Below are 20,222 nucleotides of genomic sequence, written 5' to 3' on the forward strand. Positions count from 1 at the left end.
GCACGACCCCGATGTACGACCCCACCGTCGCCCGGCTCACCTACCGGGCCCTTCTCGGCCGCCGCCGGGCGGCGATCCTCTTCCTGCTGCCCGGCCTGCTCCTGATCATCTCCGCGGCCGTCCGCGCCATCAACGGCGCGGACGACCAGGTCGCGGCGGACCTCCTCGGCGGCTTCGGGCTCGCCACGATGGTGCCGCTGATCGGCGTCATCGCCGGCACGGGCGCGATCGGCCCGGAGATCGACGACGGCTCGATCGTCTACCTGCTGTCCAAGCCGGTGAAGCGCTCGACGATCATCACCACCAAGCTGATCGTGGCCATCGGCGTGACCATGGCCTTCTCGGCCGTGCCCACGCTGATCGCCGGGTTCATCCTGAACGGGAACGGGCAGCAGGTCGCCGTCGCCTACACGGTCGCCGCGCTGGTCGCCTCCATCGCCTACAGCGCGCTCTTCCTGCTGCTCGGCACGGTCAGCCGGCACGCCGTGGTGATCGGCCTGGTCTACGCCCTGGTCTGGGAGGCCCTCTTCGGCTCCCTCATCGCCGGCGCCCGCACCCTCAGCGTCCAGCAGTGGGCGCTCGCCCTGGCCGAAAAGGTCACCGGCGAGGCGCTCATCAGCTCGGACGTGGCCCTGCCGACGGCGGTGGTGCTCCTGGTCGCCGTCACCCTGGGCGCCACCTGGTTCGCCGGCCGCAAGCTGCGCACCCTGACCCTGGCCGGCGAGGAGTAGGCCCCGGGCGGAGCGTCAGACGGTACGGTCGCGGGCGGCGAGCAGGCCGACGCCCGCGGCCGCCGCGCAGACGACGAGGACCAGCGAGATCGGCAGCGTCCAGGAGCCGGTCGCCTGGTGCAGGGCACCGGCCGTCAGCGGCCCGGCGGCGGCCATCAGATAGCCGACCGTCTGGGCCATCCCGGAGAGCCGGGCGGCCGTCGGGGCGTCCCCGGTCCGCAGCACGATCAGCGTCAGGGCGAGCCCCAGGGCGCCGCCCTGGCCGATGCCCAGCACCGCCGACCAGAGCCAGGCGCCCTCGGCCGGCGCGACGAGCAGTCCCGCGTAGCCGGCCGCGACCAGCGTCGTCACCAGCACCACCAGCGGCCGCTGGCTGCGCCTGCGGCCGGCGAGCAGCGGCACCGCGAAGGCCCCGGCGACCTGGATCAGGTTGTTGAAGGCGAAGACCACGCCGGCCTCGGAGCGGCTCATCCCGTGGTCGGTGAAGATCGTCGGCATCCAGGCGATCAGCACGTACGACCACAGCGACTGCAGCCCCATGAAGAGGGTCACCTGCCAGGCGAGCGCCGAGCGCCACACGCGCGTGGGCGCGGTCCCGGCGGCCGGGACGGCCCGCACCTCGTGCCCGGTGCGGCCCCGGGCGATCAGCACCTGCGGCAGCCAGGCCACCGCCGCCACCGCGGCGAGCAGCGACCAGAAGCCGAGCGAACCCTGCCAGCCGCCGCCGAGCGCCTCCTCCAGGGGCACGGCCGCCGCGGCGGCGACCGTGGCGCCCGCGACCATCGCGCCCGTGTAGACGGAGGTCATGGTCGCGGCCCGGTCCGGGAAGTCCCGCTTGATGAGGCCCGGCATCAGCACGTTGAGCAGGGCGATGGCGGTGCCGACGAGGACCCCGCCGCCGTAGAGCGCCGCCACCGAGGGCAGCAGCCGCACCAGGATGCCGGCGGCGAGGAGCAGGAGCGCCGCGAGGACGGTCCGCTCGGCGCCGAAGCGGCGGCCCAGCCAGGGCGCGACCAGCGCGCCGAGGCCCAGGAAGAGCACCGGGATCGAGGTGATGAGCGAGCCGGCGGTCGAGGAGAGGCCGAAGGCCTCGGTCATCTCGCCGACCAGCGGCGCCACGCTCGCCAGCGCGACCCGCATGTTGAGCGAGGCGAGCACGATCCCGACGAGCAGCAGTGCCGGGCGGGCGAGCAGCGCCCGCCGCGCGGCGGTCCCGGCGGCCGAGGGCCGTACGTCGGCCTCGGCGTCGACCAGCACGCGCGCGGGGCCCGTCTCCGTCCCCCTCACGTGCGTGCCCCCGGCTCCGCTCCGGCGGCCGCGGCCGACTCCTCCGCGAGCGCCGCCACCGTCCGCGCCGGCACCCGCAGCAGCTCGCGGGCCTGGCGCTCGGCGGCGTCCGCGTCGCCCGCCTCGACGGCGGCGACCAGGGCCTCGTGGGCGTCGATGTCGACGGGCGGCATCGCGCGGTCGCCGAGCGCCTCGACCAGGACCTCGTGGACCTGCGTCGAGAAGAAGCGGTAGACCTCGATGAAGGCGGTGTTGTGGGTGGCGGCCACCACCGCGAGGTGGAAGGCGAGGTCCGCGTCGGCGTCCCGGTCGCCCTCCTCGCGCAGCGTGGTCAGGGCGGCCCGCAGCCGCAGCAGGTCGTGGGTGTCGCGGCGCTCCGCCGCGAGCCGGGCCGCCTCGGCCTCCAGGGCGGTCCGCAGCTCCAGGACGTCGCGCGCGCCCGCGTGCCGGACCCCGCGCAGGACGGCGGCCGGGTCGGCGGTGGAGCGGACGAAGGTGCCGTTGCCCTGCCGGGACTCCAGGAGCCCGGCGTGGACGAGGACCCGGATCGCCTCGCGGACGGTGTTGCGGCCGACGCCGAGCTGCTGGGCGAGCTCGTGCTCGGTCGGGATGCGGTCGCCGACGGACCACGCGCCCTCGGTGAGCTGTGCCCGCAGCTGCTCGACCGCGGAGTCCACCAGCGAGGTGCGCCCCGCCGCTCTCAGTGCCGCCATCCGCTCCGTACCTCCGTACCGTGTGATTCGCCCGGTTGCCCAGTCATCCTACAACTCATCCACACGTGTGACCGCTTCGCCGGGGTGCCGCCCGGCGACCGGACTACTGTGGGCTCGTACGTGCACCGAACACCCTCATCACCTTCGGGAGTCAGTCATGTCAGACCGCTTCGACGTCGTCGTACTCGGAGCTGGCCCCGGCGGCTACGTCGCCGCCATCCGCGCCGCCCAGCTGGGCAAGCGGGTCGCGGTCGTCGAGGAGAAGTACTGGGGCGGTGTCTGCCTGAACGTCGGCTGCATCCCCACGAAGGCGCTGCTCCGCAACGCCGAACTGGCGCACATCTTCCACCACGAGGCCAAGACCTTCGGCATCAAGGTCGACGGCACGGTGACCTTCGACTACGGCGACGCCTTCAGCCGCAGCCGCGCGGTCGCCGACGGGCGCGTCAAGGGCGTCCACTTCCTGATGAAGAAGAACGGGATCACGGAGTTCGACGGCCGTGGCACCTTCCTCGACGCCCACACCCTGCAGGTGGCGAAGGCCGACGGCACGACGCAGACGATCACCTTCGACAACTGCATCATCGCCACCGGTGCCACCCCGCGCCTGCTCCCCGGCACCGCCCTCAGCGACCGCGTCGTCTCGTACGAGCAGCAGATCCTCGCCGACAACGCCCCGAAGTCGATCGTCATCGCCGGCGCCGGCGCCATCGGCATCGAGTTCGCGTACGTGCTGAACAACTACGGCACCAAGGTCACCATCGTCGAGTTCCTCGACCGCATGGCGCCGCTGGAGGACGAGGAGGTCTCGAAGGAGCTGGCGAAGCAGTACCGCAAGCTCGGCATCGACGTCCTCACCTCGACCCGCGTCGAGGCCATCGACGAGTCCGGCCCGCAGGTCCGCGTCACCGTCACCGGCAAGGACGGCGCGAGCAAGGTCCTGGAGGCCGACAAGGTCCTCCAGGCCATCGGCTTCGCCCCGAACGTCTCCGGCTACGGCCTGGAGAACACCGGTGTCGCCCTCACCGAGCGCGGCGCGATCGACGTCGACGGCCGCTGCCGCACCTCGGTGCCGAACATCTACGCCATCGGCGACGTCACCGCGAAGCTGATGCTCGCGCACACCGCCGAGGCCATGGGCGTCATCGCCGCCGAGACCCTCGCGGACGCCGAGACCATGGAGCTCGACTACGCCATGATCCCGCGCGCCACCTACTGCCAGCCGCAGATCGCGAGCTTCGGCTACACCGAGGCGCAGGCCCGCGAGAAGGGCTACGACGTCAAGGTCGCCAAGTTCCCCTTCATGGCGAACGGCAAGGCGCACGGCCTCGGCGACTCCACCGGCTTCGTCAAGATCGTCGCCGACGCGAAGTACGGCGAGATCATCGGCGCCCACCTGATCGGTCCGGACGTCACCGAGCTGCTGCCCGAGCTGACCCTGGCCCAGCAGTGGGACCTCACCGTCCACGAGGTCGCGCGGAACGTCCACGCCCACCCGACCCTGGGCGAGGCCGTCAAGGAAGCGATCCACGGCATCGCCGGCCACATGATCAACTTCTGAGGTCCCGCCTGGCCTCATGGGTTTCCCCTGGTCCCAGGTGATAGGCACTGAGAAGTGCCGAGCGAAACCTTCCCGGGTGGCGAACCGTCCCGACCGATCAGGTCGTGGGTGCGTTCGTCACCCGGTACCCATCTCTGGCTCGCGGTCGTCGCGATCACCAGCGTCACCCTCGCGCTGTCCCCCGCCGGGCTGGACGCGTACTTCCTCCACCGGAACAGCAGCAATCTCCACCAGCTCGCCCACCACCCGGTCCGCGCGCTGCTCGGCAGCGCCTTCTGGATCGAGAACCCGGCGTCCCTGCCGCTGTACGCGGTGCTCTTCGAGGTCCTGCACGCGCCCGTGGAGCGCTGGCTGGGGACGGGCAGGTGGCTGTTCACCGTTGCCACCGCGCACATCGCCGCGACCCTCGTCAGCCAGCAGGCCGTCCTCCTCGCGATCCGCGACCACGACGTGCCGCGCAGCATGGCGCACGTCGTCGACATCGGCGTCAGCTACGGCCTCGCCGCCTCCGCCGGGATCCTGACCTACCGGCTGGCCCGGCCCTGGCGGTGGCTCTACCTCGCCGCGGTGGTGGCCTTCTTCCTCGTGCCGCTGCTCTCGGACCGCACGTACACCGACCTCGGGCACGCGATCTCGCTGGCGATCGGCCTGGCCTGCTACCCGCTCACCCGGCGTCCCGCGCACGGAAAACCGTTCGCCCCCGAACGGCGCCCCGGCGCACACTAGTTGTGCGGGGGGACACGGGGGATCCCCCGGCGGCGGCCGCTTCGAGCGCGCGGACCCGGGTCCGCGCGGGCCGCGACCGACGAAGGCCCGCTCCCTCGGGGGAGCGGGCCTTCGCACGGACTTTCCGAAGGATCAGGAGGCCAGCAGGCGCTCCAGGACGACGGCGATGCCGTCCTCCTCGTTGGAGGCGGTCACCTCGTCCGCGACCGCCCGCAGCTCCTCGTGGGCGTTGCCCATCGCGACGCCGTGCGCGGCCCAGCCGAACATCGGGATGTCGTTGGGCATGTCGCCGAAGGCGATGGTGTCCGCCGCCTTCACGCCGAGCCGGCGCGCCGCCAGCGAGAGACCGGTGGCCTTGCTGAGACCGAGCGGCAGGATCTCCACGATCCCCGGACCGGCCATGACCACGTCGACCAGCCCGCCCACGGTGGCGCGGGCGACGGCGGTCAGCTGGTCGTCGCTCAGCACCGGGTGCTGGAGGTAGAGCTTGGTGAGCGGCGCCGCCCACAGCTCGGCCGGGTCCTCGTACGGCACGTACGGCAGCGGACCCTCTTGGGCGCGGTAGCCGGGGCCCATCAGGACCTCGCCCTCCAGGCCGTCGCGGCTCGCGGCCAGCGCCACCGGGCCGACCTCCGCCTCGATCTTGGAGAGGGCGAGTCCGGCGAGCTGCCGGTCCAGGGTCAGCGAGGTCAGCAGCCGGTGCTCGCCGGCGTGGTAGACCTGCGCGCCCTGGCCGCACACCGCGATCCCCTCGTAGCCGAGGTCGTCGAGGATGTGCCGGGTCCAGGGAACGGCCCGGCCGGTGACGACGATGTGCGCGGCGCCCGCCGCCGTCACCGCGGCGAGCGCGTCCCGGGTGCGGTCCGAGACGGACTCGTCGGCCCGCAGCAGCGTGCCGTCGAGGTCCGTCGCGACCAGGCGGTAGGGGAAGGCGCTCACTTGGCGATCGGCTCCAGGACCTCGCGTCCGCCCAGGTACGGCCGGAGGACCTCCGGGACGCGCACCGAGCCGTCGGCGAGCTGGTGGTTCTCCAGCAGGGCCACGATGGTGCGAGGGACGGCGCACAGCGTGCCGTTCAGCGTGGCGAGCGGCTGGACGGTCTTCTTCCCGCCCTGCTCCTCGCGCATGCGGACGGAGAGGCGGCGGGCCTGGAAGCCGTCGCAGTTGGAGGCCGAGGTCAGCTCGCGGTACTTGCCCTGGGTGGGGATCCACGCCTCGCAGTCGAACTTGCGGGAGGCCGAGGAGCCGAGGTCGCCGGTGGCGACGTCGATCACCTGGAAGGGCAGTTCCAGGGAGGTGAGCCACTGCTTCTCCCAGTCCAGGAGCCGCTTGTGCTCGTTCTCCGCGTCCTCGGGCGCGACGTACGAGAACATCTCGACCTTGTCGAACTGGTGGACGCGGAAGATGCCGCGGGTGTCCTTGCCGTACGTGCCGGCCTCGCGGCGGAAGCAGGGCGAGAAGCCCGCGTACCGCAGCGGCAGCTTGTCGGCGTCGATGATCTCGTCCATGTGGTACGCGGCGAGCGGGACCTCGGAGGTGCCGACCAGGTAGTAGTCGTCCTTCTCCAGGTGGTACACGTTCTCCGCGGCCTGGCCGAGGAAGCCGGTGCCCTCCATGGCGCGCGGGCGGACCAGCGCGGGGGTGAGCATCGGGATGAAGCCGGCCTCGGTGGCCTGCGCGATGGCCGCGTTGACCAGGGCGAGCTCCAGGAGGGCGCCGACGCCGGTCAGGTAGTAGAAGCGCGAGCCGGAGACCTTGGCGCCCCGCTCGACGTCGATGGCGCCGAGCGCCTCGCCCAGCTCCAGGTGGTCCTTGGGCTCGAAGCCCTCGGCCGCGAAGTCGCGGATGGTGCCGTGCGTCTCCAGGACGACGAAGTCCTCCTCGCCGCCGACCGGCACGTCCTGGTGGACGATGTTGCCGAGCCGGAGGAGGAGCGCGCGGGCCGTCTCGTCGGCCTCGTTCTGCTCGGCCTCGGCGGCCTTGACGTCGGTCTTGAGCTGCTCGGCGCGCTGGAGGAGCTCGGCGCGCTCCTCCGGGGTGGCCTTGGGGATCAGCTTGCCGAGCGCCTTCTGCTCGGAACGGAGCTCGTCGAAGCGGACGCCGGACGACCTGCGCCGCTCATCGGCGGAGAGCAGGGCGTCGACGAGGCCGACGTCCTCTCCACGGGCGCGCTGGGAGGCGCGAACACGGTCGGGGTCCTCACGGAGCAGGCGAAGGTCAATCACCCCACCAGGCTACCGGTGTGCGCTCGCGCGACCCCACCGGATATGCGGGCGCGTGTTGGTATGCCCGAATTGAGGGCCTTCGGAATTTCCCCGGGGCGACCGGGACCCAAGTTATCCACAGGGTGTGAGGGAGTTCTGTGGATTTCCGCTTCACCGCCTCCGAAATGGGTGATCAAACCCTATTCACACACCCATTTCGAGGGGAATCGATCCCTCTGGAGGGTGAAAGTCGCAAGGTCCCTCTGACGTGGAGCCGGGGGGAGCCTGTGGATGGAGGGCATGCGCACGAGGGGTGAAGAGGGTGATTTGTCGACCCCGATGGCGTCCGGAGTCGACTTGTCCCCAGCTTGTGGTTCAAAGCTGTGGATAACTCCTTGGGGAAACTGAAAAGTATGCAGGTAGGACTATTGATGCCTGCCTGTGGACGAGCGAACGCACGGGTCGCGCCGCTCGGCCAGTATCGCGGTCAGGCCCTGCCGTCCTGGGCCCTCGCCAGCCAGTCGGAGGCAGCCGTGAACTCCTCGTCCGAGGTCCCCCGCCGCAGCGGCCGCACGTCCGCGCGGGACGCGCCCGCCCGCGGATACGAGCCGAGGAAGCGCACCTGCGGACAGATCCGCTTCAGACCCATCAGCGCCTCGCCGACGCGCCGGTCCGAGACGTGGCCCTCGGCGTCCACGGCGAAGCAGTAGTTCCCGATCCCCGCCCCCGTCGGCCGGGACTGGATCAGCATCAGGTTCACCCCGCGCACCGCGAACTCCTGGAGGAGTTCCAGAAGGGCACCCGGATGATCGTCACCCAGCCACAGCACCACCGAGGTCTTGTCCGCGCCGGTCGGCGCCGCCGGCCGCGCCGGCCGGCCCACGAGCACGAACCGCGTCTCCGCGTTCTCCGCGTCGTGGATCTCCTTGACCACTGCCTCCAGGCCGTACGTCGCCGCCGCGAACTCACCCGCGAAGGCCGCGTCGAACCGCCCCTCCTGCACCAGCCGGGCCCCGTCCGCGTTCGACGCGGCCGACTCCCACACCGCCTCCGGGAGGTGCTTGCGCAGCCAGTTGCGCACCTGCGGCTGGGCCACCGGATGGCCCGTCACCGTCTTGATGTCCGACAGCGCGGTCCCGGGGCGCACCAGCAGGGCGAAGGCGATCGGCAGCAGCACCTCGCGGTAGATCATCAGCGGCTCGCCGGAGGCCAGCTCGTCGAGGGTCGCCGTCACCCCGCCCTCCACCGAGTTCTCGATGGGCACGAGCGCGGCGGCCGCCTCTCCGTTCCGTACGGCGTCGAGCGCGGCCGGGACGGAGACCATGGGGACGAGCTCCCGCGTGGCCGCCTCGGGCAGGCTCCGCAGAGCGGCCTCCGTGAACGTGCCTTCGGGACCGAGGTAGGTGTACCGGGTGGCGGACATACCGTCACCCTAATGCGCCCCGGCGGCCGGGCCCGCCCCGTCTCAGTCCTCGACCCGCGCCGCGCCCTCCGCACGGGGAGGGCGCCGGCCCCGCCTCCCCCGCGGGCACCGGACCGGCGGCCCCGGGGGGCATCCGCCTCCCGTCCCCGGCGGGCACGGGAGGCGGATGCCCGGTGGCCACGGGACTTCCGCCCGGGGCGGCCCTCAGGACTCCAGCAGCCGCTGCCCGACGTACTCGCCCTCGGCCGCCCCGCCCGGCACGGCGAAGAGACCGCTGGACTCGTGCCGGACGAACGGGGACAGCGCGTCGCCCCGGTCGAGCTTGCGCTGCACCGGCACGAAGCCGCGCAGCGGATCGGCCTGCCAGCAGACGAAGAGGAGCCCCGCGTCCGGGGCGCCGTCCGCGTCGATCCCGTCGTGGAAGGAGAAGGGCCGGCGCAGCATCGCCGCCCCGCCGTTCTGTTCGGGGGCGGAGATCCGGGCGTGGGCGTTGTCGGGGATGACGAGCTTCCCGTCCGGACCCCTCTTGTCCAGGTCCAGCGGAGTCGTCTCCGAGCCGCCGGACAGCGGTGCCCCGTCCGCCTTGCGGCGGCCGATGACCCGCTCCTGCTTCTCCCGCGTCAGCCCCTCCCAGTCGTCCAGGAGCATCCGGATCCGCCGCACGACGGCGTACGAGCCGTCCGCCATCCAGTCCTGGGCGCCGGTCGCCCCGGCGGGGACGAAGATCCGGCGGTCGAAGTCGGGGTCGGTGGTCCTCGGATTGTTGGTGCCGTCGACCTGGCCCATCAGGTTCCGGGCCGTCATCGGGCGGGAGGTCGCCCCGGCGGAGCGGTTGAAGCCGTTCATCTGCCAGCGCACCCGGGCCGCGTCCCCGGCCTCCTTCTGGAGCGCGCGCAGCGCGTGGAAGGCGACCAGGGAGTCGTCCGCCCCGATCTGCACCCACAGATCGCCCTCCGACCGCTTCGGGTCGACCGCGTCGTTGGAGAAGGAGGGCAGCGGGTCGAGCTGCATCGGGCGCCGGGCGGCCAGCCCCGTCCGGTCGAAGAAGGTGCGGCCGAAGCCGAAGGTGACCGTGAGGGACGACGGGCCCGCGTCCAGCGCGATCCCGGTGTCCGCCGACGGCGCCTTCCCCGCCATCAGCGTCCGCGCCGTCGCCGACCAGCGGCGCAGCAGCGCGGCGGCCTCCTTGCGGCCGGCGCCCGGCGCCAGGTCGAAGGCGACCAGATGGCCGCGGGACTGGAGCGGGGTGGTGATGCCGGGCTGGTGCCTGCCGTGGAAGGCCACCTCGGTGGAGCCCACCGAGGTGAGGGCGCGGGGGCCGCCCGCCCCGGTGACGGGGCCGTCCCCGGAGACGGCCGACGCGATCCCCGCACCGCCGGCGGCTCCGATCACGAGGCCGGCCGCGCCCGCCGCGCCGACGGTGCCGAGCAGCCGGCGCCGGGAGATGTCGAGGTGGCCGCCGTCGGGCACGGGGGCGGAGGCGCCGTCGGGCGCGGGGCCGGGCACGGGGTTGCTCACGGGCATTCAGCCGATCTTGACGTTCTTCTCGATGGTGGTCTGGTCGATCTCGGAGGTACGGACCGTCACCTGGATCCGCCATTCGCCGGGCAGCGGGAGCTGCACGCCGCTCGCGCTCCAGTGTCCGGTCTGGATCCGGTCCGGGGCGACGGGCAGCGGGCCGACGCCCTTCTCCTCCAGGGTCAGGTTCACCTTGACCTCGGGGACGTCCAGCGGCTTCCCGTTGGGGCGCTCCACGAAGAGGTGCAGGGCGTTGGCGCCGGTGCGGCCCGGGTCGAGACTGAGCCGGACGACGCCCTTGCCGTCCACGCCGCCGGTGTCGAAGGGCAGCCGGATGTCGACCGGGCGGTCGGGCACCGCGGCCGAGCCGGCCGTCGTCCCGCCGGTCCTAGCGGCCTCCTCCTCGGTGCGGCCGGGCTCGGTGGTGGTGAGGACGGTGGTGACGGCGAGCAGGACGACGGCCACGGCCGCCTCGGTCAGCACCGAACGGCGCAGTCCGGTCCGCTCGGGGTCCGCGTCCCGCGCCTTCTTGCGCCGGGCGGTGGCCATGGCGACGCGCTGCCGGGCGAGCTGCGCGGCCCGCTCGGGATCCGCCGCCTCGGTCCCCTGCTCCGCGGCCCCCTTTTCCTCCGGCTCCCGCTCCTCGGTCCCCTGCTCCCCGGGATCCGGCTGCTCGGGCTCCTCCTCGCCGGCCTCCGGGCCGGTCTCCGCCTCCGGGCCGGTCTCCGCCTCCGTGCCGGCGACCGGCGAGGACCCGGCGACCGGCGAGGACCCGTCGGCCGCGGAGCCGGTCCCGGCGTCCGCCCCCGCGGTCCGTCCGGCCAGGCGCCGGGTCCAGCGGCGGGATATCCAGGCGATGCCGACGAGGACGCCCATCAGGCCGATCTTGACCAGGAGCAGCTGCCCGTACCGGGTGCCGGTGAGGGCCGACCAGGAGCCGACCTGGCGCCAGGACTGGTAGATGCCGGTGGCCACCAGCACGGCGACCGAGGCGAAGGCGACGCGGGAGAAGCGCTCGACCGCCGCGCGCTCCACCGACGGCGCCCGGTAGAGGGCGACCAGCAGGGTGGTGAGGCCGCCGAGCCAGGCGGCCACGGCGAGCAGGTGCAGGATGTCGACCGGCATGGCGATGCCGGGCTGGATGCCGGTGGAGGCGTGCTCGGCCAGGGCCCAGGTGCCGGCGATGCCCGCGGCGACCACGGTGCCGCCGAGGCCCAGTCCGAAGGAGAGGTCCTTGCGCTCCTTCGGGTCGGTGCGCCGGGCGTACGCGCCGAAGAGGACGGCGACGAAGAGCGCGGCCGCGCCGAGCAGGAGCAGCCGGGAGGTGAGCGCGGCCCCGGTCTTGGTCTGGAGCACGCCCTGGAGCCCGGCCAGGTCGAAGACGTCGGCGAGCTTGCCGGAGCCGGTGTACGGACCGCGCAGCAGCAGCATGACCAGGGTGGCGCCGGTGAGGGTGAGCCAGCCCCGTACGACGGTCTGCTGCACGGGCCGGACGCCCGCCCCGCGCGGCCAGCACAGCAGCACGAAGGCGCCGCCGCCGACGAGGACGGCGAAGCCCGCGTACGAGAGGTAGCGGGCGATCCCGTAGAGGAGGCCGACGGTCCCCCCGCCGGCCGCCTGCTCGGGCAGGGCGACCGAGGTGGCGGAGGGGGCGCCGATGGAGAAGGTGAAGGCGCCGGCGATGGGGTGGCTGTCCGCGGAGACGGTCTGCCAGGCGACCGTGTAGGTGCCGTCCGGCAGACCGGCCCGCAGCGCCACGCCGTACTTGACGACGGCGCCGCTGCACAGGTCGATGATCTCGCCGGTGTCGGCGCGCCGGCCCGAGGGGTCGAGGACCCGGATCGAGTCGGCGCTCATCGCGACCTGTTCCGAGAAGGTGAGGCCGACCTCCGCGGGGGCGGTGGCGACCACCGCCCCGTCCTGCGGATCGCTCCCGGTCAGCGCCGCGTGCGCGGAGGCGGGGGCGGCGCCGGCGAGGAGCACGCCCAGGAGGGCGGCCGCGAGAACGAGCAGCCGGGCCAGGGCGGTGCCGAGGCGCGGGGCGGTGGGTGTCGTCACTGTGTCACTCCGTCAACGAGCTCAGTGCTGCTGCGGGTTGTGGTTGGCGGCCTCGACGGGCAGCTCGACCGTGATCGGGTCGGCCTTCTCGAAGTGCAGCTCGATGCTGACCTTGTCGCCCTGCTTCGGCTTCGACTTCAGTTCCATGAACATGAGGTGGTTCCCGCCCCGGGCCAGCTTCAGTTCCCCGTCGGCGGGGATGTCGAAGGCCTTCACCGCCAGCATCTTCTGGTCCTTCGTCTCGTGCATCGTGACGTCGTCCGAGAGCGGGCTGGTGACGGAGGTGAGCTTGTCGGCGGTGTCACCGGTGTTCTGGATGGTGAGGAAACCGCCGGCCATGTCCATCACGGGCTGGGGCATGTACGCGCCGCTGACCTTCAGCTCGGGCTTTCCGCTGTCGGACGAGCACCCGGTGAGCGCGAGCGCGGCGGCGAGCGCCACGGCGGCGGACAGGGCGGTGGTGCGGCGGGTCACGGGTTCTCCCCCTTGATGATCTTCGGCAGGTCCTTGGCGTAGTCGTCGACGGTGGCGTCCTCCCCGTACAGGACGTAGCCCTGGTCGGTGGTGGGGGAGAAGGCGACGACCTGGGCGCCGTGCATGGAGACGACGCTGCCGTCCTTCTCCTTCTTCGCCGGGTCGATGCCGATGCCGATCGAGCGGGCGCCCGCCTGGATCTTCGCGAAGTCGCCGGTGAGGCCGGTGAAGGACGGGTCGCCGGCCGCGGGCAGCCACTTGGCCAGCGAGGCGGCCGTGTCCCGCTCGGGGTCGGTGGTGACGAAGACGACCTGGAGCTTGTCCTGGTCGGCCTGGGGCAGCTGCTTCTTGGCGATGGCGATGTTGCTCATCGTCAGCGGGCACACGTCGGGGCAGTTGGTGTAGCCGAAGTAGAGGAGCGTCGGCTTGCCCTTGGTGCGCTCGCGCAGGTCGTACGTCGCGCCCGTGGTGTCGGTGAGGACGAGGTCGGGCTTGGTGAACGGCCGGTCGAGGACGGTGGCGGCCCGGGCCTGCCCGGCGGTGCCCCCCTCGATCTGGACGACACCGGACGAGGTGGCCTTCTCGTCGTCGCTGCCGAGGCCGACCGCGGCGGTGATGCCGAGGGCGGCGACGATCGCGACGGCGGCGATGATCAGCGGGGTGCGCCGGCCGGGGCGGCCGGTGGTGCCGTCCCCGCCGCTCTGCGACGGGGACGTCTTCTCAGTGGACATGAGGTGACTGTCTTTCGGGGTGCTGGGCGTGCTGGGCGGGTGCCGTCAGGCCGAGCGACGGCGTCCGGCGAGGAGGCCGAAGGCGACACCGGCGATGCCGACGACGATGCCGGCGACGCCGAGGACACGGGCCGTGGTGTCGGTCGAGGAGGCGGAGGCGGTCGTGGTGCCGGCGTGGTCGCCGGCCGCGTCGTGGCCGGCCTTCGCGTCGGTGGTGGCGGTGGGCGCGGCGGAGGTGGCGGCGCCGCCGTGGTGGTCGTCGCCGGCGGCCGAGAGCTTCAGGACGGGGGCCGGGTTCTGCGGCTCCTCGGAGCCCTTCTGCTCCTCGATCCAGCGCACGACCTCGTCGTTGTCGTAGGTCTGGATCGCCTTGAGGACGAGCTGGTCGGCGTCCTCCGGCAGCTGGCCGAGGGAGAGCGGGAACTGCTGGAACTGGCCGGGGCCGATCTTCGAGCCGTCCGCGGTCCAGGTGACCTTGGAGACGGCCTCGTTGATCTGCTTGCCGTGCAGGGTCAGCGGCTTGTCCAGCTTGGCCTTGGTGACCTCGGCCTTCCAGCCCGGGACCGGCTGCGGCATGACGGAGGCGAGCGGGTGGTCGAGCGGGAAGTTGACCTCCAGCTTCACGGTGGAGGCGTTGTCGCGCTCGTTCGGGACCTTGATGTTCACGGTCGCGTAGCCGCCCTTGGCGGCCTCGCCCTGGGGCTGGACGCTGACGTGCGCGAAGGCCGTGCCCGAGAGCAGGACGACGGAGGCGGCGGCGGTACCGGCGGCGAGGGCGGCGCGGGACAGGTTCATGGAGAGGCACTCCGGCTCGGTGAGGGGGCCGCGGTGGGCCCCGGAGAAGGGAAGGCGGTCCGGTCCGGCGCACGCACCGGGGCCACGGGCGGACCCGGGCGGGTGGGCGCGGACGGGCGCGGCCCCGCTCCCTCGTGGAGCGGACCGCGTCAGGCTGCGAGGACGCAGGCGGCGACCGGCGGGCCGCGGCGGATCACCGTGTGCTGGAGTGCCCCGGCCACCGGCGGCGGCGAGGAGTCGAAGGCGGTGCGCGGCCGGCCGTGCGGAGCGGTGCGGGCCAGGGTCGCCAGGCCGGCGAGCAGGGTCCGTACGAGCCGGAGCGCGGCGCGCAGGGAGCGCACCAGCGTGCTTTCGGCCAGCTCGGTCGCGCCCTGCTCGGAGAGCTCGACGAGCCGGACCAGGGCGAGGTCGCCCCGGCGCAGCAGCCAGCCGGCCACCAGGGCGGCGAGCAGGTGGCCGAGCGCCATCGGCAGGCTCGGCAGCAGCGCGTCCGCGGGCGTCGCGCCGGCCGCGTGCATGCCCGCGTGGGCCTGCGCGGCGGACGGGTCGATCCCGGCGCGGTCCAGGACCCCGGCGGCGTCGCCGGGGGTGAGGGAGGCCGCGCCCGAGCCGCAGATCAGCTTGGCCGCCATCCGCACCAGGGTGTCGTCGGCCCGCTCGCCCAGGGCGAGCTGCCGCTGGCCGAGGCCGAAGAGCAGGTGGAGGCCGAGCTGCCCGCCCGCGAGGGCGGCGACGACGAAGCCGAGGGAGCGCTCGCGTCCGGTGAGCAGGACCGTGACCCCGAAGACGCCGAGGAAGCCGGCGAGGAGGGTCCACAGGGCGATGCCCGCACAGGCGGCGAGGGCGTGTCCCAGCGCGGACAGCACGACGCAGACCGCGGTGAACACCGCGGCCCTCAGCAGCCGTGGAGCGAGCGCGGGGGCAGACATGGCGGCCCCATCATCGCACCAGGGCCCCAGCCCGCAGGAGGCAGGTCCGCAAGGTCGTTCTTGGGGGTGTTCGGGCCGACATACACCGGCTCCGGTCCCGTCGCATCCGCCGAACGGGCGCTCTTGGCCGGTTCGGGCGCTTACGGACGCCCGTCCCCGGCAATAGCTAGGGGTATGTCGAGCCGCTGCCGGGAGGCTGGAGCATGAGCATCTGGTGGTCACTCCATCTGCGGCGCGAGGCCGCGAGCGTGCCGCTCGCCCGGCGCCTGTTCCTCGGCACCATGGAGACGGCCGGGGTCGATCCGGACGTGTCCTACGAGCTGTCCGTGGCCCTGACCGAGGCGTGTGCCAACGCGGTCGAGCACGGCGGCGGTGCCGCCGCGGGCCGCGGCTCGGAGGCGTACCGGGTGACGGCCTTCCTCGACGGCGAGACCTGCCGGATCGAGGTGGCCGACGCCGGTCCGGGCTTCGCCGGGGCACCGCCCTCGGCGGCCCCCGCCGCCGGCGCGGACGCCGAGCACGGGCGAGGGCTGCGGCTGATCGAGGAGCTCTCCGACCACGTCCACTTCGGCCGCTCGGGCCGCGGCGGGGCGGTGGTCAGCTTCGACAAGATCCTCAAGTGGAAGGACAGCCCGTCCCTGCTGATGGCCTGAACGGCGAGAAGGGCCCCCGGCGGGAGCCCTTCTCGACGGTGCGGCGGGGTCAGCCCTTCAGGGCCGCCATCCACGCCTCGACCTCGTCCGAGCGGCGCGGCAGCTGGTCCGACAGGTTCCGGTTGCCGTCCTCGGTGACGAGGATGTCGTCCTCGATCCGGACGCCGATGCCGCGGTACTCCTCCGGCACGGTCAGGTCGTCGGCCTGGAAGTAGAGCCCGGGCTCCACGGTCAGGCACATGCCCGGCTCCAGGGTGGTGTCGACGTACGCCTCGGTGCGCGCGGCGGCGCAGTCGTGGACGTCCATGCCGAGCATGTGGCCGGTGCCGTGCAGGGTCCAGCGGCGCTGGAGGCCCAGCTCCAGGACGCGCTCGACCGGGCCCTCGACGAGGCCCCACTCGACGAGCTTCTCGGCGAGCACGCGCTGGGCGGCGTCGTGGAAGTCGCGGTAGGCGGCGCCGGGCTTCACCGCGGCGATGCCCGCCTCCTGCGCCTCGTACACGGCGTCGTAGATCTTGCGCTGGACGTCGGTGTACCGGCCGTTGATCGGCAGGGTGCGGGTGACGTCGGCGGTGTACAGCTCGGTGGTCTCGACGCCGGCGTCGAGGAGGAGCAGGTCGCCGGGGCGGACCGCGCCGTCGTTGCGGACCCAGTGGAGGGTGCAGGCGTGCGGGCCGGCGGCGCAGATGGAGCCGTAGCCGACGTCGTTGCCCTCGACGCGGGCGCGGAGGAAGAAGGTGCCCTCGATGTAGCGCTCGCTGGTCGCCTCGGCCTTGTCGAGGACCTTCACGACGTCCTCGAAGCCGCGGGCGGTGGAGGCGCAGGCCTTCTCCAGCTCGGCGATCTCGAAGGCGTCCTTGACGAGGCGGGCCTCGGAGAGGAAGACCCGCAGCTCCTCGTCGCGCTCGGCGGTGACCTTGTCGGTGAGGGCGGCCTCGATGCCGGCGTCGTGGCCGCGCACGGCGCGGACCGGGCCGGTGGCCTCCTTGAGCGCGGCGGTGAGTTCGCGCACGTCCTTCGCCGGGATGCCGAGCAGCTGCTCCGCCTCGGCGAGGGAGTGGCGGCGGCCGACCCACAGCTCGCCCATGCCGTCGAGCCAGAACTCGCCGTTCTCGCGGTCGGAGCGGGGCAGCAGGTAGATCGTGGCCTCGTGCCCGTCCGCGACGGGCTCCAGGACCAGGACGCCGTCGTGGGTCTGGTCACCGGTGAGGTACGCGTACTCGGTCGAGGCGCGGAAGGCGTACTCGGTGTCGTTCGACCGCGTCTTCAGGTTGCCGGCCGGGACCACCAGGCGCTCGCCCGGGAAGCGGGCGGAGAGCGCGGCCCGGCGCGCGGCGGTCTCGGCCGCCTGCGGGATCGGCGCGAGCCCGGTCAGCTCCGTGTCGGCCCAGCCGGACTTCATGTTCTCGGCGAGCTCGTCGGAGACGCCCGGGTACAGGCCGTTCTTCCGCTGCTTGATCGGCTCTTCGGCCTCGTCCGGGGTCTCCGGAGTGAGCTCTTCGGCCACGGGTCTGCCTCCTCTTGGTACGACACTGAACCCCCTCCATCGTACGGTCGTGCGGAAGGGGGCCCAGGGCCGGAAGGCCCGTTACCGTCCGGTCGGCGGCGCGCTCAGTCGAAGCGGGCGGCGAGCAGCACCACGTCCTCGCCCTCCACCGCCGGGTCGAGCCCGTCCGGGAGCACGGTCCGCAGGACGTGGTCGGCGATCGCCCCGGGGTCCTCCCGGTCCGCGCGGGGCACGCTCGCGGCGGCCGCGTGGAGCCGGGCGAAGGCCCGGTCCATGGGGTCGCCGGTACGCCGCAGCAGTCCGTCCGTGTACAGCAGCACCGTTTCTCCGGGCGCGGGCGACAGTTCCACGCTCGGCGCCTCCCAGCAGGAGAGCATTCCGAGCGGGGCGGAGAGCGAGGTCTCCACGAATGCGGTGCGGCGCGCGCCGACGAGGAGCGGCGGCGCGTGGCCCGCGCCGGCCAGCACGATCCTGCGCCGGTCCGGTTCGGCGAAGGCGAAGAGGGCGGTGGCCGAGCGGGCCGGCTCGGTGAGCCGGAGCAGCAGCTCCAGGTCGGAGAGGACGGCGACCGGGTCCTCCCCCTCCATGACCGCGTACGCCCGCAGCGAGGCGCGCAGCCGGCCCATCGCGGCCAGCGCGCTCGGCCCGGTGCCGGAGACGGAGCCGACGGCGAGCCCGAGGGCGCCGTCGGGCAGCGGCAGGGCGTCGTACCAGTCGCCGCCGCCCCGGGGGCCGGTGCGGTGGCGGGCGGCGAGCCGGACCCCGGGGACGCGGGGGAGCCGGCTCGGGAGCAGCTCCTCGGCGACGGTGGAGACCTGGACGCGGGCGCGCTCGACCTGGAGGAGGCGGGCGAGGTGCTCGGTGGCGAAGCGTCCGTAGAGTCCGACGAGGTGGCGCTGGCGCTCGGTGGGGGCGGCCGGCTCGTCGTAGAGCCAGACGCCTGCGCCCATCCGGCCGGCCTCCTCGGTGGCGAGGGGGAGGGCGTAGCTGGCGGCGTAGCCGAGCCGGGCGGCGACCTCGCGGTGGCGGGGGTCGAGGCCCTCCTCGGTGCGCACGTCGGGGATGGCGATGGGTTCCGGGACGCGGTGCGGGTCCGACGGGTCGGGGAGCCCGTCGAGGAGGCGGCCGTGGCTGCCGGAGCAGCGGGGGACGGTCTCGATGGTGCCGAGGTCGGCGTGGGCGAGGCCGAGGCCGACGGTGGTGGTGGGGCCGAGGCCGTCGGCGGGTTCGAGGACGGCCATGCCGCGGCGGGCGCCGACGAGGGCGGCTCCCGCGCCGAGGATCTCGTGGAGGGCCTCGTCGAGGGTGGCGGTCCTGATGAGCCGCTCGGTGAATTCGTGGAGGGTGGTGAGGTCGGAGACCCAGCCGGCGAGGCGGTCCGTGATCAGGACGCCGGGCCCGGGGGCCGCGTCGGCCGGTGCCGCCGCGGCGGGGACGCCCGCGAGGGGCGCCTTAGTGTGCGGTGGAGCGGGAACCGTGGAATCGATTCCGGCCACTTTCGGAAGGTGCTTCGGCAGGTGTGGGGAGCTCATCTCGGTCGGCTTTCCGACCGGTGCGTTTGACGCCATGGCATCGCAAACCCCCATGTCATTGTGCGCCGCTCGATGTCTCCACATGTACACGCACCCGAGGAGCGATGTCCAGCATTGTCCCCATGGGACTTGTGGTGTCCGAGTGGCGTTCCGGGAGGTCGTGCGCAGGGGTTGAAGTGGGCTGGAAGTTGGCCGAAAATTACCCCCGCTGTGCACCTTTTGCGGTCGACTGGCGTCGTTTGAAAGCGCGTCATCCTGAGCGTGTGGGGTACGTAATCGATGACAGGCAGGGGCAGTTGCGAGCGCCCCGGGATCGAGTGGCGGAACCCCGGCGTCCCACGTGCCGCAGGCCGCAGCCCGTCCCCGCGTGGCGGGGATCGTGTTCTGAACCGGCTTCGACCTGACTGTGACCCGGCCCCGTTCCGGCCGGCCCCGCCCCCGAGCGGGGCGACGCACCGCCGACGCTGTACGCGCTGATACGCACGGTGAAGAGATCTGCACATGGTGTGATGTGGATTCGGCGTTCAACGGAAAGGAACGAGCGCTCATGCGCGAGATCCTCGGAAGGCGACGCAGGCTCCGGTTCCGGCGCAAGGCGAGGGCCGCTCGACAGGACGCGGCGGTCACCTTCGCGGTCGAGTGGGACTGGCCCGTCCTGCCGGGCGTGGGACTCGAAGAGCCCGCCCCGACGACGAAGAGCTCCGGCCGGACCGGCCTGAAGACGAAGTCCGGCGCCCGGAGGGCGGAGCGGTCCGGCGGCGGGGACGCGACCGAGCGGTCCGGAGGCGCGCCCGAGCTGTCCGGGAACGCCGAGCGGTCCGGCGGCGAGGGCGGGCCGGTGTGCGCCTGCCCCGACCCCGGCTGCGTGGTCCCCGGCGCCCACCCCTTCGACCCCGGCCTGCTCGCCGCCACCACCGACGAGCGGATGATCCGCTGGTGGTGGACCCGGCGCCCGGACGCCCCGATCGTCCTGGCCACCGGCGGCCGCGCCCCCTGCGCGGTCAGCCTCCCGGCCCTCGCCGGCGCGCGCGCCCTGCGGGCCCTCGACGGGATGGGCATGCGCCTGGGTCCGGTGGTGGCGACGCCGACCCGCTGGTCGATCCTGGTCGCCCCGTACGACCTCGAACGGCTCGGCGAGCTGCTGTACGCGAAGGACAGCGTGCCCAGCTCGCTGCGCTTCCACGGGGAGGGCGGCTATCTGCTGGTGCCGCCGTCCACGGCGGGCACCGGGCAGGTCCGCTGGGAGCGGGCGCCGCTGACGGGCTCCGCCCGGCCCTGGCTGCCGGACGTCGAGGCGGTGGTGGACGCCCTGGTCGAGGCGAGCACGGCCGCGCCCGGCGGCGGGAGCCGACTCGCGTACTGACGGGTCGGGGCCGGTTC

Annotated in this window: 18 protein-coding genes; 5 read left to right on the forward strand and 13 right to left on the reverse strand. The window is 73.3% G+C overall.

What is annotated here, in order from left to right; genetic code table 11:
- Nucleotides 1-11 precede the first annotated feature (11 nt).
- Complete coding sequence (locus IE287_RS27730) at nt 12-731, forward strand: ABC transporter permease subunit (protein WP_189851940.1); 720 nt, start codon at nt 12-14, stop codon at nt 729-731.
- A 15-nt stretch (nt 732-746) separates the two neighbouring features.
- On the opposite strand, the gene IE287_RS27735 is transcribed toward IE287_RS27730, so the two are convergent.
- Together IE287_RS27735 and IE287_RS27740 are read right to left on the reverse strand one after the other, a co-directional pair.
- Nucleotides 747-1,985, reverse strand: a complete 1,239-nt coding sequence (locus IE287_RS27735; RefSeq protein WP_189851980.1) for a CynX/NimT family MFS transporter — start codon at nt 1,983-1,985, stop codon at nt 747-749.
- A gap of 29 nt (nt 1,986-2,014) precedes the next feature.
- Nucleotides 2,015-2,731: a FadR/GntR family transcriptional regulator gene (locus IE287_RS27740; protein WP_189851941.1), complete on the reverse strand. Its 717-nt coding sequence runs from the start codon at nt 2,729-2,731 to the stop codon at nt 2,015-2,017.
- Nucleotides 2,732-2,888: 157 nt separating this feature from the next.
- Here IE287_RS27740 and lpdA point away from each other — a divergent pair, with 157 nt between their 5' ends.
- The gene (gene lpdA / locus IE287_RS27745; protein ID WP_189851942.1) at nt 2,889-4,292 is read left to right on the forward strand and encodes a dihydrolipoyl dehydrogenase; all 1,404 of its coding nucleotides are present in this window, start codon (nt 2,889-2,891) and stop codon (nt 4,290-4,292) included.
- A 108-nt stretch (nt 4,293-4,400) separates the two neighbouring features.
- Nucleotides 4,401-5,018: a rhomboid-like protein gene (locus IE287_RS27750; protein WP_308436889.1), complete on the forward strand. Its 618-nt coding sequence runs from the start codon at nt 4,401-4,403 to the stop codon at nt 5,016-5,018.
- 132 nt (nt 5,019-5,150) lie between these two features.
- On the opposite strand, the gene IE287_RS27755 is transcribed toward IE287_RS27750, so the two are convergent.
- The 9 genes from IE287_RS27755 to IE287_RS27795 all read right to left on the reverse strand — a co-directional run bounded on the left by IE287_RS27755 (nt 5,151) and on the right by IE287_RS27795 (nt 15,150).
- Complete coding sequence (locus IE287_RS27755) at nt 5,151-5,957, reverse strand: HAD family hydrolase (RefSeq protein WP_189851944.1); 807 nt, start codon at nt 5,955-5,957, stop codon at nt 5,151-5,153.
- On the reverse strand, nt 5,954-7,243 hold the full coding sequence (gene serS / locus IE287_RS27760) for a serine--tRNA ligase (RefSeq protein WP_189851945.1): 1,290 nt from the start codon (nt 7,241-7,243) through the stop codon (nt 5,954-5,956). The genes IE287_RS27755 and serS overlap by 4 nt, the downstream gene beginning before the upstream one ends.
- Before the next feature lie 466 nt (nt 7,244-7,709).
- Entirely contained in the window at nt 7,710-8,645 is a 936-nt protein-coding gene (gene pheA / locus IE287_RS27765; RefSeq protein ID WP_189851946.1) for a prephenate dehydratase, read from the reverse strand.
- A gap of 204 nt (nt 8,646-8,849) precedes the next feature.
- Complete coding sequence (gene efeB / locus IE287_RS27770; RefSeq protein WP_189851947.1) at nt 8,850-10,169, reverse strand: iron uptake transporter deferrochelatase/peroxidase subunit; 1,320 nt, start codon at nt 10,167-10,169, stop codon at nt 8,850-8,852.
- Nucleotides 10,170-12,221, reverse strand: coding sequence for a copper resistance protein CopC (locus tag IE287_RS27775; protein WP_189851948.1), 2,052 nt, complete (start codon nt 12,219-12,221; stop codon nt 10,170-10,172). It lies immediately after the preceding gene.
- 21 nt (nt 12,222-12,242) lie between these two features.
- Complete coding sequence (locus IE287_RS27780) at nt 12,243-12,695, reverse strand: copper chaperone PCu(A)C (RefSeq protein ID WP_189851949.1); 453 nt, start codon at nt 12,693-12,695, stop codon at nt 12,243-12,245.
- Nucleotides 12,692-13,426 carry an SCO family protein gene (locus tag IE287_RS27785; protein WP_189851950.1) on the reverse strand — a complete coding sequence of 245 codons (735 nt, stop codon included), beginning with the start codon at nt 13,424-13,426 and terminating at the stop codon, nt 12,692-12,694. The genes IE287_RS27780 and IE287_RS27785 overlap by 4 nt, the downstream gene beginning before the upstream one ends.
- Before the next feature lie 45 nt (nt 13,427-13,471).
- Complete coding sequence (locus IE287_RS27790; protein WP_189851951.1) at nt 13,472-14,221, reverse strand: YcnI family copper-binding membrane protein; 750 nt, start codon at nt 14,219-14,221, stop codon at nt 13,472-13,474.
- A gap of 149 nt (nt 14,222-14,370) precedes the next feature.
- Nucleotides 14,371-15,150 (reverse strand): hypothetical protein, encoded by a 780-nt coding sequence (locus IE287_RS27795; RefSeq protein ID WP_189851952.1) that lies wholly within the window; start codon nt 15,148-15,150, stop codon nt 14,371-14,373.
- A gap of 203 nt (nt 15,151-15,353) precedes the next feature.
- On the opposite strand from IE287_RS27795, the gene IE287_RS27800 reads away from it, so the two are divergent.
- A complete protein-coding gene (locus IE287_RS27800) occupies nt 15,354-15,803 on the forward strand; it encodes an ATP-binding protein (protein WP_189851953.1) in 450 nt (149 codons plus the stop codon).
- A 49-nt stretch (nt 15,804-15,852) separates the two neighbouring features.
- On the opposite strand, the gene IE287_RS27805 is transcribed toward IE287_RS27800, so the two are convergent.
- Together IE287_RS27805 and IE287_RS27810 are read right to left on the reverse strand one after the other, a co-directional pair.
- Complete coding sequence (locus IE287_RS27805) at nt 15,853-17,310, reverse strand: aminopeptidase P family protein (protein WP_189851954.1); 1,458 nt, start codon at nt 17,308-17,310, stop codon at nt 15,853-15,855.
- Nucleotides 17,311-17,414: 104 nt separating this feature from the next.
- Nucleotides 17,415-18,896, reverse strand: a complete 1,482-nt coding sequence (locus IE287_RS27810) for a PP2C family protein-serine/threonine phosphatase (protein ID WP_189851955.1) — start codon at nt 18,894-18,896, stop codon at nt 17,415-17,417.
- A 493-nt stretch (nt 18,897-19,389) separates the two neighbouring features.
- On the opposite strand from IE287_RS27810, the gene IE287_RS27815 reads away from it, so the two are divergent.
- Nucleotides 19,390-20,205, forward strand: coding sequence for a bifunctional DNA primase/polymerase (locus tag IE287_RS27815; RefSeq protein WP_189851956.1), 816 nt, complete (start codon nt 19,390-19,392; stop codon nt 20,203-20,205).
- The last annotated feature ends 17 nt before the right edge of the window (nt 20,206-20,222 follow it).

The organism is Streptomyces omiyaensis, assembly GCF_014650895.1.
Taxonomy (GTDB): domain Bacteria; phylum Actinomycetota; class Actinomycetes; order Streptomycetales; family Streptomycetaceae; genus Streptomyces; species Streptomyces omiyaensis.